The 16,019-nt window shown below is 73.1% G+C and carries 14 protein-coding genes; 2 read left to right on the top strand and 12 right to left on the bottom strand.

All coding sequences use genetic code 11. The annotated features are described in order from the left end of the window. Window positions 1-6 precede the first annotated feature (6 nt). Entirely contained in the window at window positions 7-420 is a 414-nt protein-coding gene (locus AB0F58_RS23495) for an arsenate reductase ArsC (RefSeq protein WP_357146669.1), read from the top strand. A gap of 88 nt (window positions 421-508) precedes the next feature. Here AB0F58_RS23495 and AB0F58_RS23490 read toward each other — a convergent pair whose 3' ends face one another. The 10 genes from AB0F58_RS23490 to AB0F58_RS23445 all read right to left on the bottom strand — a co-directional run bounded on the left by AB0F58_RS23490 (window position 509) and on the right by AB0F58_RS23445 (window position 13,419). Beyond that, window positions 509-1,546, bottom strand: a complete 1,038-nt coding sequence (locus AB0F58_RS23490; RefSeq protein WP_357146666.1) for a LacI family DNA-binding transcriptional regulator — start codon at window positions 1,544-1,546, stop codon at window positions 509-511. A 221-nt stretch (window positions 1,547-1,767) separates the two neighbouring features. After that, the gene (locus AB0F58_RS23485) at window positions 1,768-3,618 is read right to left on the bottom strand and encodes a xylan 1,4-beta-xylosidase (RefSeq protein WP_357146663.1); all 1,851 of its coding nucleotides are present in this window, start codon (window positions 3,616-3,618) and stop codon (window positions 1,768-1,770) included. A gap of 121 nt (window positions 3,619-3,739) precedes the next feature. Beyond that, complete coding sequence (locus AB0F58_RS23480) at window positions 3,740-5,287, bottom strand: glucoamylase family protein (protein WP_357146660.1); 1,548 nt, start codon at window positions 5,285-5,287, stop codon at window positions 3,740-3,742. Between the two features lie 22 nt (window positions 5,288-5,309). Then, window positions 5,310-6,197 (bottom strand): carbohydrate ABC transporter permease, encoded by an 888-nt coding sequence (locus AB0F58_RS23475; protein WP_357146657.1) that lies wholly within the window; start codon window positions 6,195-6,197, stop codon window positions 5,310-5,312. A gap of 10 nt (window positions 6,198-6,207) precedes the next feature. Beyond that, window positions 6,208-7,119 carry a sugar ABC transporter permease gene (locus AB0F58_RS23470; protein WP_357146654.1) on the bottom strand — a complete coding sequence of 304 codons (912 nt, stop codon included), beginning with the start codon at window positions 7,117-7,119 and terminating at the stop codon, window positions 6,208-6,210. Between the two features lies 1 nt (window position 7,120). Continuing rightward, window positions 7,121-8,380 (bottom strand): sugar ABC transporter substrate-binding protein, encoded by a 1,260-nt coding sequence (locus tag AB0F58_RS23465; RefSeq protein ID WP_357146651.1) that lies wholly within the window; start codon window positions 8,378-8,380, stop codon window positions 7,121-7,123. A 185-nt stretch (window positions 8,381-8,565) separates the two neighbouring features. Then, window positions 8,566-9,234: a M15 family metallopeptidase gene (locus AB0F58_RS23460; protein WP_357146649.1), complete on the bottom strand. Its 669-nt coding sequence runs from the start codon at window positions 9,232-9,234 to the stop codon at window positions 8,566-8,568. Between the two features lie 17 nt (window positions 9,235-9,251). After that, window positions 9,252-10,919: a D-glucuronyl C5-epimerase family protein gene (locus AB0F58_RS23455; RefSeq protein ID WP_357146646.1), complete on the bottom strand. Its 1,668-nt coding sequence runs from the start codon at window positions 10,917-10,919 to the stop codon at window positions 9,252-9,254. A 133-nt stretch (window positions 10,920-11,052) separates the two neighbouring features. Further along, entirely contained in the window at window positions 11,053-11,646 is a 594-nt protein-coding gene (locus AB0F58_RS23450; protein ID WP_357146644.1) for a nucleotidyltransferase family protein, read from the bottom strand. A 102-nt stretch (window positions 11,647-11,748) separates the two neighbouring features. Next, entirely contained in the window at window positions 11,749-13,419 is a 1,671-nt protein-coding gene (locus AB0F58_RS23445; protein ID WP_357146641.1) for a bifunctional 3'-5' exonuclease/DNA polymerase, read from the bottom strand. A gap of 193 nt (window positions 13,420-13,612) precedes the next feature. On the opposite strand from AB0F58_RS23445, the gene AB0F58_RS23440 reads away from it, so the two are divergent. Further along, window positions 13,613-14,374 (top strand): helix-turn-helix domain-containing protein, encoded by a 762-nt coding sequence (locus tag AB0F58_RS23440; RefSeq protein ID WP_357146638.1) that lies wholly within the window; start codon window positions 13,613-13,615, stop codon window positions 14,372-14,374. On the opposite strand, the gene AB0F58_RS23435 is transcribed toward AB0F58_RS23440, so the two are convergent. Continuing rightward, window positions 14,306-14,881 carry a dihydrofolate reductase family protein gene (locus AB0F58_RS23435; protein ID WP_357146635.1) on the bottom strand — a complete coding sequence of 192 codons (576 nt, stop codon included), beginning with the start codon at window positions 14,879-14,881 and terminating at the stop codon, window positions 14,306-14,308. The two genes, AB0F58_RS23440 and AB0F58_RS23435, sit on opposite strands and share 69 nt — an antisense overlap. A gap of 205 nt (window positions 14,882-15,086) precedes the next feature. Then, window positions 15,087-16,016, bottom strand: coding sequence for a carbohydrate ABC transporter permease (locus tag AB0F58_RS23430; protein ID WP_357146632.1), 930 nt, complete (start codon window positions 16,014-16,016; stop codon window positions 15,087-15,089). Window positions 16,017-16,019 lie beyond the last annotated feature (3 nt).

Below are 16,019 nucleotides of genomic sequence, written 5' to 3'. Positions count from 1 at the left end.
ATCCCCGTGTCCGACCGGCCCAGCGTCCTGTTCGTCTGCGTCCACAACGCCGGCCGTTCCCAGATGGCCGCCGGCTGGTTGCGCCACCTCGCCGGCGACCGGGTCGAGGTCCGCTCGGCCGGCTCCGCCCCCGCCGAGAACGTCAACCCGGCCGCCGTCGAAGCCATGCGCGAGGTCGGCGTCGACCTCACCGACCAGCGGCCCAAGCTGCTCGGGCACGACACCGTCGAGTCCTCCGACGTCGTCGTCACGATGGGCTGCGGCGACGTCTGCCCGGTCTTCCCGGGCAAGCGCTACGAGGACTGGAAGCTCGAGGACCCGGCCGGCAGGGGCGTCGACGCCGTCCGCCCGATCCGCGACGAGATCAGGGCCCGCGTCGAGGACCTGCTCGCCGGCCTGTTCCCGACCGACCGGCCGTGACGGCCCCCGCGCCCCCGGCGACGGCCGGAGCGCGGAACTCCCGGAGCTTCCCGGCGTCTCCCGGGGGTGGGCCTCCCGGGTCTCCCGGTCAGGCCGGGCAGCCGCAGCTGGCCCGGATCACCAGCTCGGTGTCGAGCTGCACGGTGCGCGGTGTCCGGGCCCCGCCGATCTGCTCGAAGAGCAGCCGCGCCGCGGCGGCTCCCAGCTCCCGCATCGGCTGACGCACCGTGGTCAGGCGCGGCGACAGGTGGGCGGCGAGGGTCACGTCGTCCCAGCCGGTGACCGCGAGGTCCCCGGGCACGGTCCGCCCGGCCTCGGCGGCGGCCCGGTACACCCCGGAGGCGAGTTCGTCGTTGGCGCAGAAGACGGCGTCCACGCTGGGATCCTGGAGGACCACCAGTCCCGCCCGGTAGCCGCTCTCCGCCTCGAGGCGCTCACACTCCACCGGCCCGGCGACCAACGGCACGCCCGCGTCGGTGTGCGCCCGGACGAACCCGGTCCACCGTTCCCGCACGTCCGGGGTGCCCTCCGGGTCACCGACGAAGCGCAGCCGGCGCCGTCCGTGGTCGAAGAGGTGCCGGGTCAGCTCCTCCGCCGCCCGGACGTTCTCGCAGCTGACCGTGGTGACATCGGGCAGCGCCGGGCGGGCCAGCAGCACCACCGGCACCTGTGCGGCCACCTCGTGCAGGGTCGGCTCCGGGACGCTCTCCCCCATCACGACCAGCCCGTCGATCCGGGACGCGAGATCGCGCACCAGCCGTTCGGACGCGGCCCGTCCGTGCGTGGCCAGCACCATCACCACGCTGTCCCGCCCGACCACCTCCGACTCGAACCCGGCGACGACCTGGGCGTAGTAGGGGCCGGCCAGGTCGGGCATGATGATCGCCACCGCGTCGTGCGCCTCACCGGCCAGGGTCTGCGCGGCCCGACTCGGCCACCAGTTCAGGGTCCGGGCGGCGGCCAGCACCCGCTGCCGGGTCTCCGGCGCCACCGGCTCGTCGGCCCGCAGGGCCCGGGAGACCGTGGCGATCGACACTCCCGCCAACTCCGCCACCTGGTAGACGGTCGGACGGCGACGGTGCGGCCCGTCCGACCGTCCGACCGCGTTCCTGTCCGGTCTCGTCACCCACCACTCCGCGTCGTCGACACTCTCCCGTCCTCCAGGCTACGGCCTCCGGGTGGGTCGGGCCTGGTCACGGTGGCTCCCGGCGCGGACCGCCGGAGTCCGGGGCGGCGACACCGCACCGCCGCCGGGGGCGGCGACACCGCACTGCCGCCGCAGCCGCCGGGGACCGCCGCCACCGCCGCCACCCCCAGTCGCCTCCGCCGGGACCGTCGTCGGGTGGCTCAGTCGAGCGGCACCAGCTCCAGCAGCGAGAACCCCGGCATGGGCAGCGAGAAGGCCCAGCCGAGGACACCGTCCGCCGGACGCGTCTCGGTGTCCGGCTCGTACCGGTCGAAGCCGTCGGCCGCCCGCAGCAGCGACCACTGGGCGTCGTCCGGCCAGTCCCCGCCGCCGTGTCGCGCCCAGACCGCCTCGATGTTGGAGTGCGTGGCGTCGACCCGCCAGTGCGCCACCCGGTACGGCCGGTCGGCGAGCCCACCGACGTCCACCCGCACGTCCCGGTCCAGCGCCCGTGCACCACCCGACTTCGACTGGTCCAGCGTGCCGTTCCAGATCAGGACGTGCACCCGGCCGTCGGCGTGCCGGGCCGCCCACGTCTCGACCAGGGAGCCCGCCCCGTCGCCGTCGACGGTCACCGGCAGCTGGTCGTCACCGAGCCGGTCGAGCGCGGCCAGCGCCCAGAACCGGGGCTTGCGCAGGTTGCCGACGGTCAGCAGGCCGAAGCCGCCGTGGAACAGCCGGGGCGGCCGGCCCAGCTCCTCGAAGTGGTCGGAGGCCACCCAGTAGGCCAGCGCCTCGACCCGGCCCGCGGCCGAGCGCATCCCGCGCAGCAGGAAGGCTGCGGCGAACACCCCGTCGGTGACCGGGTTGAAGTGGGTGGGGGTGATGCCCCACTCGGTCCAGAGCAGCTCCAGGTCGGGCCGGCCGGCGGCCACGCAGAGCGGACGCAGGTCCAGCGGCGGGCTGCCGTAGGTGTGGGTGGAGAGGAAGTCGATCGGAGCGCCGGTGCGGGCCACGTGCTCCAGCAGCGCGCCGTTCCAGGCGGCGGCGGCCGACCCGGGGCCGCCCACCCGCAGCTCCGGGTCGACGTCCCGGACCGCGCGGGCGGACACCTCGTACAGCCGCAGGTACTCCTCCCGGGTGCCGGCCCAGAACACCTCCAGGTTCGCCTCGTTCCACACCTCGAACTCCCAGCCGCGCACCTCGGTCAGCCCGTACCGGTCGACCAGGTGCGCGACGAGGGCGCGGACCAGGTCCGCCCAGCGGTCCCAGTCCCGGGGCGGGGAGACGATCGCGCCGTAGGCGAAGACCGTGCGGGCCGGGTCCCGGGCCAGGTCGGCCGGCATGAAGGAGAGTTCCACGACCGGACGCAGACCGAGGCCGAGCAGGGTGTCGTAGATCTCGTCGACCCGGGAGAAGTCGTACACCGGCCGGCCGTCGACCTCCCGGTAGACCCCGACGTCGTCGTGCAGGACGGCGTGCGCGCGGACCGTCCGGACGCCCAGTTCCCGGCGGACGATCGCCAGGGCCTCGGCGAACTCCGTGCCGATCGGCCGTCCGCCGGTGGTGTCGGCGCAGCGCAGCTGGCTCAGGCGTTCGGCGCCGATCATGCGACGCCACGGGCGGTGCACCGGCCCGTCGGAACCGGCGGCGTCGACGGTGACCCGGACGGCGGCCGGGCCGTCGGGCACCGACGCGGTGGCCACGCCGGCCCCCGGCTGCCCGCACACGTCCACGTCGGCCAGCGTGGCCACCGCGTAGTGGTAGGTGCGGCCCGGCTCGCCGGTGGTGTCGGCGTACGGCGGGTGCGGCACCGCCAGCACGTCGCCGCCCTGGTGGTCGAGGGGGAGGTACGGGCCGTCCGACCGGTCCGCCCGGTGGACGAGGTAGCCGACCGCGCCGGGCACCGGAGCCCAGTCGAGGGTCACCTGTCCGCGTCCGCCCGAGGCGCGCAGCCCGCTCGGCGGCGGCAGCGGTTCCCGGCCACCGCCGTCCTGCCGGCGCAGCCCGATGCGGGCCTCCCAGTCCGCGCGGGCGTCCCCGGTCGGCGTGGCCACCTGCTCGTTGCCCATCCTCGTCCTCTCCCTCGTGGTGGTGGGCCGTCGACTCCCGGCCGCGGCGCCGACTTCCGGTCACCCCGTCGACTCCCGGGCGTGCCGCCGGTCGGACCGGCGGCACGATCCCGGGTGGTGCTCACCCGACCGGTACGGCGAACTCCTCGATCCCGAGCAGCGGGCGGAGCTGTTCGGTCGCCCGGCCCGGGGCGAACCGGCGCCGCAGCGCGTCACCGGCGAGCAGGTTGCCCAGCGCGCCCAGCACCATGCCCTGATCGAGGGCGAGGTGCCGGTGGGCGACGGCGCCGCTGCGCACCGCCACCGCGTCGTGGAAGCCGCCCGGGCCGTAGCAGTCGAAGTCGGCGCGGAGCCGGGCCAACTGGTCCACCGCCTCGCCCGGCGCGTACGGCAGGGCGAGGAAGACCGCGTGCGGGGTGACCACGCCGTCGCCGTAGCCGGTCGGGAGCGGGTCGGCGTCCCGGCAGCCCTCGAAGCCGAGGTTGACCCGGGTGCGCTCCTGGTCGCTGGTGTAGCCGTCGGTGTCCAGGCCCATCGGGTCGACGCCGTACTCCCGGTAGCCGCCGGCCGGGTCGGAGGACGGCGAGAAGCCCCAGTGCCCGTACCGGGCCTCGTGCAGGCCGTGGTCGATCTGCCCCTGGACGAACACCGGGTGGTTGCGGCCCCAGCTGTCCGGTGCCCACCGCGCCTCCGGCACGAGCAGGTCCGGCATCAGCGCCTCGAACATCGAGCCGCCCCAGCTCGGCACGTACTGCCGCCCCCGGTGCCGGTACGCGCCCTCGAAGACCCGGATGCCGAGCAGTTCGCGGTGCTCGCCGACCGGTTTCATCTCCTGCCACGACCAGTCGCAGTTCGGCTCGAAGGTGCGCCACATGGCGAAGTAGTGCTCCCGGGGCACCTGGCCGAGTGCGATCGCCACGTAGCTGCCGATCCGGGTCTCGCTGTTGAGCGTGCCGTAGTGGTGGCCGGTGTACCAGACGTTCGGGCCCCGGCCACGGTAGTTGTCCTCGACCCCGCCGTTCGGCGGTCGTTCCGGCCAGAACCCGCCGCGCAGCAGGCCGGCGCCGAAGTCGGCACCCCGGGCGTTGGCGTCGTAGTAGAAGCCGAAGTCCATCCCGGCGAGGATCCGTCCGGCCGGGGCGCGCAGTGCCGGGTCGTCGTTGCCGAGCACCATCAGCGCGGCGGCGAGCCAGGCGTTGTCCACGCTGGACAGGAAGGGGTGCACCGTCGAGCCGTCCACCGGCCAGGTGCGCAGCAGCTGCCCGGTGGCCGGGTCGTACCAGTTGTAGAACATCCCGGAGTACGGGTGGCGCTCCAGGCGGGCCAGCGTGTCCAGGGCCGCCCTGATGTACCGGCGTGCCGTGCCCCGGGAGATCACGCCCAGCTCCCGGGCGGCGACCGCCGACCAGATCAGGCAGCCGACGTTGGTCGGCGAGGTGTACCGGGACCGGGTCGCCGCGGTCAGGTCGGCGTCGATGTTGTCGGCGACCAGGCCGGTGCCGGGGTCCACCATGGCGGTCATCGACCGCCAGGTGTCGGCCGCGTAGCGCAGCAGCAGTCGCCGGTCACGGCCGCCGGACAGGTCGGCCGGGGCCGCGGTCGCCCCGGACGGGACGAGCAGCGCCGCCGACGCACCGGCGGCCAGCGTCAGCACGGACCTGCGTTTCATCGGAACCTCCTGCGGGTGTGGGTCACTTGAGACCGGTGGTGGCGATGCCCCGTACGAAGTGGCGTTGCAGGACCAGGAAGACGAGCAGGATCGGCAGCACCACGACGACCGAACCGGCCAGCAGCAGCCCGTACCGGGCCTCGTTCTGCCCCACGCTGTAGAGCGCGAGCGCCACCGGCAGGGTGTACCTGTCCTCCGTGGTGGCGACCGCGAGCGGCCAGAGGAAGTTGTTCCACGAGCCGAGGAAGGTGAGGATGCCGACGGTGGCCATGGCCGGCCGGGACAGCGGCAGCACGATCCGCCAGAAGATCCGCCACTCGCCGGCCCCGTCGATCCGTGCCGACTCCAACAGTTCGTCGGGTACGGAGAGCATGAACTGCCGCATCAGGAAGACGTTGATCGCCTGGGCGATGTTCGGCAGTACCAGGCCCGCGTACGTGTTGACCAGGCCGAGATTGCTGACCAGCACGAAGACCGGGATGAACCAGACCACCGGCGGCACCATGATCGTCCCGACCACGGCGACGAAGAGCCCGCGCCGACCCCGGAACGGCAGCTTGGCCAGGGCGTACCCGGTGGCCGCGCAGATCAGCACGTTGCCGACGGTCACCAGGGTGGCGACGACCGCCGAGTTGGTGAAGTACTGCGGGAAGTCCAGCCGGCCGAACAGTTCCCGGTAGTTCTCCAGCGTGGCCGCCTCCGGCCACCAGGTCGGCGGGACCCGGCGGATCTCGCCCTCGGGCTTGACCGAGGAGACCAGCATCCACAGGAACGGGCCGACCATCAGCAGCAGCCCGGCGCCGAGCAGCAGGTGCAGGACGGTCGCCGCGACCCGGTCACGGGAACGGCGGGTACGGCCCGTCGCCGGCGCCGGCCGGACGGTGGCGTCGTCGATCACGGGGGTGGCCACGTGCCGCTCCTCAGGAGTCCGACTTGAGCAGGCGGAACCAGCCCACGCCGAGCGCCGCGACGGCGAGGAAGAGCACGTAGCTCATCGCGGAGGCGTAGCCGTAGTTGCCGAACCCGAACTGGCTGTAGACGTACTGCGAGACGGAGACGGTGGAGTGCAGCGGTCCGCCCTGGGTCATCACGAAGGGTTCCTCGAAGACCAGCATCAGGCCCACCGTGCCGATGACGGTGGAGAGCAGCAGGGTGGGCTTGAGCATCGGCAGGGTGATGTACCGGAACCGCTGCCAGGCGCTGGCCCCGTCGATCCGGGCCGCCTCGTAGAGCTGCTCGGGGATGGCCTGGAGCCCGGCCAGGAAGATCACCATCTGGAATCCGAGTCCGCGCCAGACGATCATCACGATCAGCGCGGGCAGGGCCAGGCCTGGGCTCTCCAGCCAGTTCGGGCCGGTGATCCCGAACAGCCCGAGGAACCCGTTCACCAGGCCGGCGTCCTTCTGGTAGACGAACCGCCAGACCACCGAGACGGCGACGATGCTGGTCACCACCGGCAGGTAGTAGCCGACCCGGAACAGCGCCGTGAACCGGGTCAGCCCGGAGTTCACCCCGAGGGCCACAGCCAGGCCGAGCCCCAGGGTGAGCGGGATACCGAGGAGCACCACCAGCGCGGTGTTCCGGACCGACTTCAGGAACACCTCGTCGTCGGCCAGGCGCAGGTAGTTCTCCAACCCGACGAACTCCACGGCCAGCGGGGTGCGCAGGTCGGCCAGGCGGATGTCGGTGAGACTCATCAGCAGCGAGACGAGCACCGGGCCGACCAGGAAGATCGCAAACGGTACGGCGAACGGCAGCGCGAACGCCCAGCCGGTGAGCCCCCGGTGGGTCGCGCCGCCACGCCCGGTGCGGTTCCGGCCCGGTGCCGGCACGTCAGGCTCCGGTCCCGATCGCGGTGGCCTTCTGCTGGATCGCGCGGGCCGCGTCCTGCGGGCTGGTGCGGGTCTTGGTGAGCTTCTCCACCTCGCTCTCCAGGCCGACCGCGACCTGCTCCCAGGTGGCGATCGCCGGGGGCGACTTCGCGTCCTCCAGTTGCCTGCCGAACGCGGCCAGGTGCGGGTCGTCGGCCAGCACCGGGTCCTCCCACGCCTGCTTCACCGACGGCAGGTCCGACGCCGTCCGGTACCAGGTGATCTGCACGTCCGGGCGGGACAGGTACTCGACGAACTTCCAGGCCGCGTCGCGGTTCTTGGCGTCCTTGAAGACCGCGAGGTTGCCGCCGCCGACGAACGAGGTGGCCGACTTCCGCCTGGGCATGTGCCAGAGCTGGAAGTTGTCGGCCGCGCCCTGCTCCCTGAGCAGGTTGAGGTGCCAGGGGCCGGAGACGAACGCCCCGACGTCGCCCTTGACGAACTCCGCGTCAAGGGTGCCCTGCGGCAGGTCCTTCGGGCTCAGGCCCTCGGCGAAGTAGGACTGGTAGTAGCCGAGCGCCTCGACGGTGGCGGGGCTGTCGAGGGCGAACCTGTCGCCGGAGAGGACGTCCCCGCCGTTCTGCCAGACGAACGGGAGCACCGTCTGCCAGGAGCCGGGGCCGCCGGGCGGAAAGGAGACGCCCCACCGGGCGCCACCTCGGGTCTTCAGCGCGGTGATCGCGGTCTTCAGGTCCTCCCAGGTCTGCGGGGCGGTGGTGATCCCGGCCTTCGCCGCGACCGCCTTGTTGACGTAGAGCAGGCGGGTCTCGACGTACCAGGGGACGCCGTAGGAGGTGCCGTCGACCAGGGTGGTGTCCCAGGCACCGGGGAAGAAGTCGTCCTTTGCGACCAGGTCGGCCGGGGTGGGGTCGAGCCCACCGGTGGTGGCGAACTCCCCCATCCAGGTGGTGCCGACCAGGCTGATGTCGGGGGTCTGCCGGCCGGCGATCGCGGTGGCGATCTTGTCGTGCGCCCCGTCCCACGGGATCGGGGTCACCTTGACCCTGGCGTCCGGGTTCTCCTTCATGAAGGCGTCGGCGAGGACGCCCAGTTTCTCGCCCTCCGTGCCCATCGCCCAGACGGTGACCTCGCCGGTCGCCCGGCCCTCGCCGATGCTCCTGCCGGGGCCCTCCGCGCCGCTGTCCTCGTCCCGGCCGCAGCCGGCGACGAGCAGGACAGCGGCGAGTCCGAGCGCCGCCAGTGGCCGCGTCCACGTCGCCATGGGACAACCTCCAATGCAACCGGCCCGTGTTCGGCCATTCGCTCGGGCAGACCGAGACGGGCACAGAGTGAAAGCGCTTACACCAATTTCGGATACTGGCGAACTCATTCATGAATGTCAAGAGTTAGACAGACGCGTTTCGATACGTTGCGCCGCATGGCAGCAGGACGGACGCGGTTACGGCGTCAGCGCCCGGTGGTGAAGTGCTGGTAGTCGGGGTGGGACCAGACACCGCCCCAGGACCAGCCGACCGCCTCGAAGGCCCGGACGAGGACGCCGTCCGGTACCGCCATCCCCGGCCGGTACGCGGCTCGGTCGACGTACGCGGCGCCGGCCGGAGGGAGGACCTGACCGCCGAACAGGTACGGGTTCTCCACCGGGTTGACGTCGATCGCCCGCCCGTAGGCATGGGTCGACCAGCTCGCCGCCCCCTCGGTCACCGCCCGACGGCAGTTGAACCCGGAGGTGTTGTCGGCGGCCATCGACGCGGCGTCGTCACCGCCGTAGACGTCCACCGGCCGCATCTGCCGGATCGGGAAGCGCTGCCGGAAGAGGGCGTCGAAGACGGTGACCACGTCGGCGGCGACCGCCTCGTGCACGACCAGGGTGCCGGTGCGCGGCTGTCCCGCGAAGTCCCAGTGGGTCAGCCGGACCAGCCGCAGCCGCTCGGGGCCCACCGGACACCCCGGCCGCCAACTGCGCGCCACCTCCGCCTCGGTCACCGGCCGGATCTCGCTGGCGAAGGCGGGCGGGGTGGGCGACGGCGGTGGCGGTGGCGGTGGTGCCGACCGGGTGCAGGCCGCGAGCACCAGCGCGGACGCCAGTGCCAGCGGAACCCGCCCCCGGACGGTCACCTGTCGACCGGGCTCCCCTACGAGGCCGGTGTGATGGTGGAGTAGCCGACCCAGCGGCCGGCGTGGTCACCGGAGGCGAGCCGCAGGTGCTCGACCCCGTTCAGCACCGCGCGCATGTCGAACGCGGCCTGGTCACCGGCGACCAGGCCGGTCGGTGCCGAGGCCATCGCGCCGTTGGCGTCGATCGAGTACGAGACCAGCGACGCCGGGACGACCGTGCCGAGCCGGGGTACGAGGTAGGTCATCGCGGCGTTGACCCCGATCGCGTACCGCGCGCCCCGGGTCTCCTGGAGGTGGTACCCGGCGAAGGTGCCGGCGCTGATCGCGTACCAGATGCCGCTACGACCGCTGACCCGCTGCCGCTCGGTGCAGGGCGCGGTGCTGTTGCGGGTCAGCGTCAGGTTGCGACTGCCGAGCGCGGAGCCGGTGCTGGAGAACTTGTACGCGGTGTGCGTACCGGGGGTCATCCGCACGTTGGCCTTGACGCCGATGGGCGGGAAGTCGGTGTAGTACAGGTCGGCGATCCGGGCGAAGTACTCGTCGCCGGTCATCCCGTAGAGCTGCACGTGCTGGATGCTGTGCGTGGTGTGGTAGTTCCCGGAGTCCCGGGCGTGCAGCAGGCAGTACTTGCTGCGCCAGTTGCGGTTCCGGATGGCCCCGTACGCGTCCCGCGCGGTGGTCAGCGCGCCCTGCAGGAGCAGCTTGGCGTCGGTGTTGCCGGTGAGCCGCCAGTAGTCCCAGAGCCCGAACGCCGCGAACATGTGCCCGTTGTAGGTGCGGTCGCCCTTCACCGCGTTGGGGTACGGGTACTCCTCGAGCCAGAGCAGCCCGTCCACCGTCCAGACGCCCCAGGGCTTGCCGGCGACCGGCGGGAGCAGGAACGACGCGAAGGTCGCGTCGGCGGCGGTCCGCCAGGAGGAGTTGCCGGTGACCTCGTGGAGCCGGACGAAGAGGCTGAGCGCCTGCCCCTGCGCCATGCACGAGTACCACGGCGGCCGGAACAGGTCGTACACGGCGTGCAGGGCGTAGTCGAAGCCGTACGGGTAGAACCAGGCGGCGTCCCGCACCTTGCGCCGGTCGACCAGGCGCTGCGCCTGCTTGATGGCGCGTTCGAGATACGCGACGTTGCCGGTCAGCCGGTGGCTCTCCAGCAGGGCGATGCCGTACTGGGCCTGGGCGACCGGGTGGTCGTGCATCCTGCCGCCCGTGACCATCGTCCGCACGCCCTCGGCGTCGTGCGTGCCGGTGTCCACCAGCGGCACCGGTGTGGCCCGGTAGTACGGCCGCAGTTCGGTCGGCAGGTCCCGGATCTCGAAGTCGTCGTACCGGAACTGGAAGGGAATGGTCGAGGACGGGCTGAAGGTGCGTCCCTCGCCCGGCGCCGACGACTCGACCTCGGACCGGCGCTTCGGGGTCAGCGCACGCAGCCGGGACCCGCTCACCCGGGGCGCCCGGCCGATCTGGTCGCCCGGCAGCGGTGGGCTCAGCTCGTGGGCCGGGTCCACGACCGACGCCGTGGGGGTCACCCAGCGAGGGCCCGGCACCGCGGCGACGGCCGGCCCACCCCGCATCGGCACCGTTCCGGTCACCAGGCCGGTTCCCGCCACCAGACCGGTGCCGAGCACCGCCCGCCGGGACCAGGCCGGCAGGCGGCCCTCGTCGGGCCCGGCGTCGTCGAACTCCATCGTGTCCCCCGTCGTGTGATCCCGCAGGTCGGCGCCCTGTTATAGCAGTCAGCGGCGGGCCCGCGCGGCCCGTCAGCCGGCGGCGCCAGCCAACTCTGGCTGATCAGTCAGGGCGGACGGTCCGGACGTCCGTTCAGGCACCCATCCGTTGCGGTGGAACGGTGAGCCCGTAGAGCGTCAGCAGCTCCGGGGAGTCGACCCGGCTGCCGTCGGCCACCGCGTCGCAGCCGATGTCGACGATCAGGTCCTTGTGGGCCAGCAGGTACGGTCGCGCGCCGACATCGGCGCGGGCCAGCGTGGCGATGCCGGCCCAGTGCCGGCGTCCGAAGAGCATCGGGTAACCGCGCAGCCCGCCGTAGGTGGCGCAGACCAGCACGTCCGGGTACGGCAGCGCGACCACCCGGCGGACCGCCTCCGTGGTGAGGCCGGGCATGTCCACCGGGACCACCACGACGGCCTCGATGGCGTCGTCGGTGAGCGCGGCGAGACCGGCCCGGATGGACGAGCCGACCCCGGTTCCCCAGGCCTGGTTCACCACCACTGTCGCCCCGGTCAGGTCGGCGGTCCGGCGCACCTCGTCGGCGGCCGCGCCGAGGACGACCACGGTCGGCGTGCAGCCCGCCTCGGTCATCGTGTCGACCATCCGGTCCACCAGGGGACGATCCCCGAGGCGCAGCAGTGCCTCGGGCCCGCCGATCCGCCGGCCCCCGCCTGCCGCGATGATCATTCCTGCGATTCGCACACCGGGTGCAACGACCGCCGCACCCCATCGGTGGCGGGGCGAATCGGATATTTAGTACACGTTTCCGCCTGCCACCCGTCCCGGCGCTCAGTCGGCGTCGGCGTAGCAGTCGACCACCGACAGGTCCAGCGGGAACCGGACCGGGGTGGCCCCGAACAGCAGCGCCGCCGCCCGGGTGCCGGCGTCGCCCACCGCCCGGGTCACCGCGTCCGCCTGACCCGCCGGACAGTGCACGACCACCTCGTCGTGCTGGAAGAAGACCAGCTCGGCGTCGGTGCCGGCCAGCGCGGTCCGCAGCGTGGCGAGCAGGGTGGACGCCCACTCGGCGGCGGTCGCCTGGATGACGAAGTTGCGGGTGAACCGCCCCCGGGAGCGGGCCGCCCGCGCCCGGGGCCCCTGCGGGTCGACGTGGCCGTCCTCCCCCGCCGGGTCGTCACCGGGACCGACCGACCCGGGTGGGCAGGTCCGCCCCAGCCAGGACCGGACCAGCCCGCCGGCCTCCCCGGTGCGGGCCGCCGCCTCGACGTAGGAGAAGGCGGTGGGATAGTGCCGGCGCAGCACGGCCAGCGCCGGCACCGCCGCGCCGCCGGTCTGCCCGTACATCGCACCGAGCAGGGCGAGCTTGGCCCGCGCCCGGTCCCCGCCGAAGGCGTCCCGGGCCAGGGCGGCGTAGAGGTCGCCGGCTCCGCCGGCCGCCGCCAACCGCTCGTCGCCGGAGACCGCGGCGAGCACCCGGGGCTCCAACTGCCCGGCGTCGGCCACCACGAACCGCCACCCCGGATCGGCCACCACCGCCCGGCGGATCACCTTCGGGATCTGCAACGCCCCACCGCCCCGGGTGGCCCACCGGCCGGAGACCACCCCGCCGGGCACGTACTCGGGGCGGAACCGGCCGTCGCGGATCCAGGCGTCCCGCCAGGCCCACCCGTGTGCCGTCCAGATCCGGTAGAGCTCCTTGTACTCCAGGACCAGCGGTACCGCCGGATGCTCCACCCCGCGCAGTACCCAGGCCCGGGTGTTCGGCAGGTCGACGCCGGCTCGGGCGAAGGCGCGCAGCAGCTCGGCCGGAGAGTCGGCGTGCAGCTGCCGCAGCCCGAACGCCTCGGCGATCCGGGCCCCCAGCTCGGCCAGCCGGCGCGGCGGGCCGCCCACCGGGGACGGCTCGCCGAGCAACTCGGTGAGGATGGCGTCGTGCACGTCGACCCGCCAGGGCAGCCCGACCGCCCCCATCTCCACCCCGATCAGCGCGCCCGCCGACTCGGCGGCCACCAGGAGCCGGAACCGGCCGGGGTGGGTGGTGACGGCGATCCGGGCGAGCTGGTCGGCGTACACCCGGGTCGACGCCGCGATGCCCGGACCGGTCGGGCCGGACGGTGCGTCGAAGAGCGCCCCCTGGCCGTCGCCGGGCGGTGCGGGTGGGCGCGGCGGCGGGTCCGGCGGCACCGGCGCGCCGGTCAGCCGGGCCCAGGCCGCCGCGAGCGAGCGCGGCTCGCCCCAGCGGCCGGCGTGTCCGAGCAGCAGCGCCTCGGTCAGCTCGAGGTCGTGGCAGCGCTCGACCCGGACCCCGGCCCGCAGCAGAGCGGGGTAGACCGTCGCCGCCGACGCCCAGACCCAGCGGGGCCGGTCGGCGGCCTCCCGCGCGGCGACGGCGGCGGCGAGGTCGGTCACCGGCTCGGGCGGCCCGGCCGGCTGCCCGTCCGGTCGCAGCGGGCACAGCACGCCCCCGCCGCCCTCCCCCGCCACCACCGCGACCAGCACGCCTCCATCCTGCCCCCGCCCACCGACACGCACCGACCGGTGCGCGGGGCACACCTGCCCCGACCGGGGTCGGCCCACGAACCAGCGAGGCCCGGCCGTCGCCCGGAACCCCGTCGGCCCCGTGCGGGTGGGTCGCTCACCCGCCCGCTGCACCCCGACGGTGCGGACCACCCGGTGTCATAGGGTTCCCGACGTGGGACTGCTGATCACGTCGCGCTCCTCGGAGTCTCCGTGGATCTCCTCGGTGTGGGCCAGCCGCAGCGCCGGGGGGCCGCAGATGACCTCGGTCGCGAGCGAGACCTGGGGGCTCGTGTTCTGGGAGAGCGACGGGACGTCGTACGCGGCCGTCACGGGTCCGGAGGAGCGCGCCCGAATGGCGCCCGTTCCGGCGGATGCCCGTTTCGTCGGCGTCCAGTTCGCCGTCGGCACCGCGTTGCGGATGGCGCCCACGTCGTCGTTCGTCAATTCGGGTCTGGAGCTGCCCGACACGGCGGCGGGGCGGTTCTGGCTCGACGGCGAGCGCTGGCAGACGCCACGCGTCGACGACGATGCCGAAGCGCTGGTGGCGCAGCTCGTCCGCAGCGGCGTCCTCGTACGGGATCCGCTGGTGACGGCGGCCCTGGACGGCCGTCTCCCCGCCGGAGGGTCCCGGACCCTGGAACGGAGGTTCCGTACCGTCACCGGGCTCACCCGCGGTGCTGTCGGGCAGATCGAACGCGCCCGGACCGCCGCGGACCTGCTGTCGTCGGGCCAGGAGGTGAGCGTCGTGGTGGCTCTGCTCGGCTACTACGACGAACCGCACCTCGCGCGGGCGCTCCGGCGGTACGTGGGACGCACCGCCGGGCAGCTCCGGGGCCGCCTCGGCGGTGCGATCGCGTTGTCGCACCTAGCGGACGACGTCGTACACGGCCTTGAGGACGCCGTTGGGGTAGGCGGCCGACTCGCGCAACGCTAGCCGCTGCTCCGCCTGCCCCCGCCGGGGGAACACGCTCTTCCCCTCGCCGAGCAGCACCGGGAAGACCAGCAGGTTGTACCGGTCGACGAGACCGGCGTCGGCCAGGCCGCGCGCCAGCTCGGCGCTGCCGTGGACGAAGATCGCACCACCGGCGGTCTCCTTGAGCGCGGCGACGTCCGCCACCGAGCGCAGGATGTGCTGGTCACCCCACTGGTCGACGAGGGCGTCGTCGGCCACCGTCGTGGACACCACGTACTTCGGGAGTTCCCGGTACTCCGCGTGATCGTCGGACTTCGGCCACACCGAGGCGAAGGCCTCGTAGCTGCGGCGTCCGAACATCAGCGCGGTGGTCTCCTGGAGCTCCTCGCCCTTGAGGGAGAAGGAACCGGCGTCGAACGGCGTTCGGAACACCCATCCCCCGCTCGGGTGTCCCTCGGCCGTCCCCCCGGGCGAGTCCACGATCCCGTCCAGCGAGATGAACCCGGTCCACACCAGTTCGCGCGTCACCACAATCTCCGCATCCGTCGTCGAGTACCGCAGACCGGCCGGAGGACCAGCCCGTCCCCGGCCGCCTCCGGAGGTTATCGGGCGAGCCACCCGGGGTCTTGGACGAAAGCGACAGGCGGGCGCGGGCCGCGCCGGGGTCGAGGCGCCGCCGGAACATCGAGATCGCCCTTCACCCCAGCTCTCCGGCGGCCCGCGACCACGGCGACTACTTGACCGCTCCGGCGGTGAGGCCGGACTGGATCTGACGCTGGAAGAAGGCGTACACGATGATCATCGGCAGGATGGAGAGGGTGAGCGCCGCGAAGAGCGCCGCCCAGTCGGCCTGGTAACCCGCCGAGGTGGAGATGCTGGCGATGCCCTGGGTGAGCACCCACTTGCGGTCCGCCCCCTCGCCCTGCATCAGCGCCACCGGCAGCAGGTACTGGTTCCACTGACCGATGATGTTGAAGATCGCGATGCTGACCAGGCCCGGACGGGCCATCGGCATCATGACCTGGAAGAACAGCCGGGTGTGCGAGGCCCCGTCGATCATCGCGGCCTCGGCCACCGAGTTCGGCAGCGTCTTGAAGAACGCGGCCAGGAAGAACACCGTGAACGGCAGCGAGTACGCGATGTAGACCAGGATCAGCCCGGTGTACGTGTTCAGCAGCCCGAGGTTGTTGACCACCAGGAAGAGCGGCACCAGGGCGAGGAAGACCGGGAACGCCAACCCGGAGACGAACAGGTAGTAGATCACCCGGTTGCCCGGGAACGGGTAGCGGGCCAGCACGTACGCGGCCATCGACCCGAGCAGCATGGTGCCGGCGGTGCTCAGCGTCACCACGAACACGCTGTTGAGGAAGTACCGCCCGACGTTCGCCTCGCTCCACGCCCGGACGTAGCTGTCGAAGCTGAACGCGCCGGGCAGCGCGAACGGGTTGCCGAGAAAGATCTCGGTGTTGCTCTTGAACGAGGCGAGGACCGTCCAGAGCAGCGGGGCGATCACCAGGATCGCCCAGACCACCAGGGCCAGCTGGCCCAGCCCGGTCAACAATCCCACCTCGGAGCGCTGCCGGCGGGCGGCGGTGTGCTTACGACCCCCCGGGGCGGATCCGACCGGGGCGGTCGGCGCGCTGGGTGCGATCTCCGTCGTCATCGG

This window comes from Micromonospora sp. NPDC023956 (genome assembly GCF_040639195.1).
Lineage (GTDB): Bacteria > Actinomycetota > Actinomycetes > Mycobacteriales > Micromonosporaceae > Micromonospora.
This window is presented reverse-complemented; position numbering and strand designations above follow the sequence as displayed.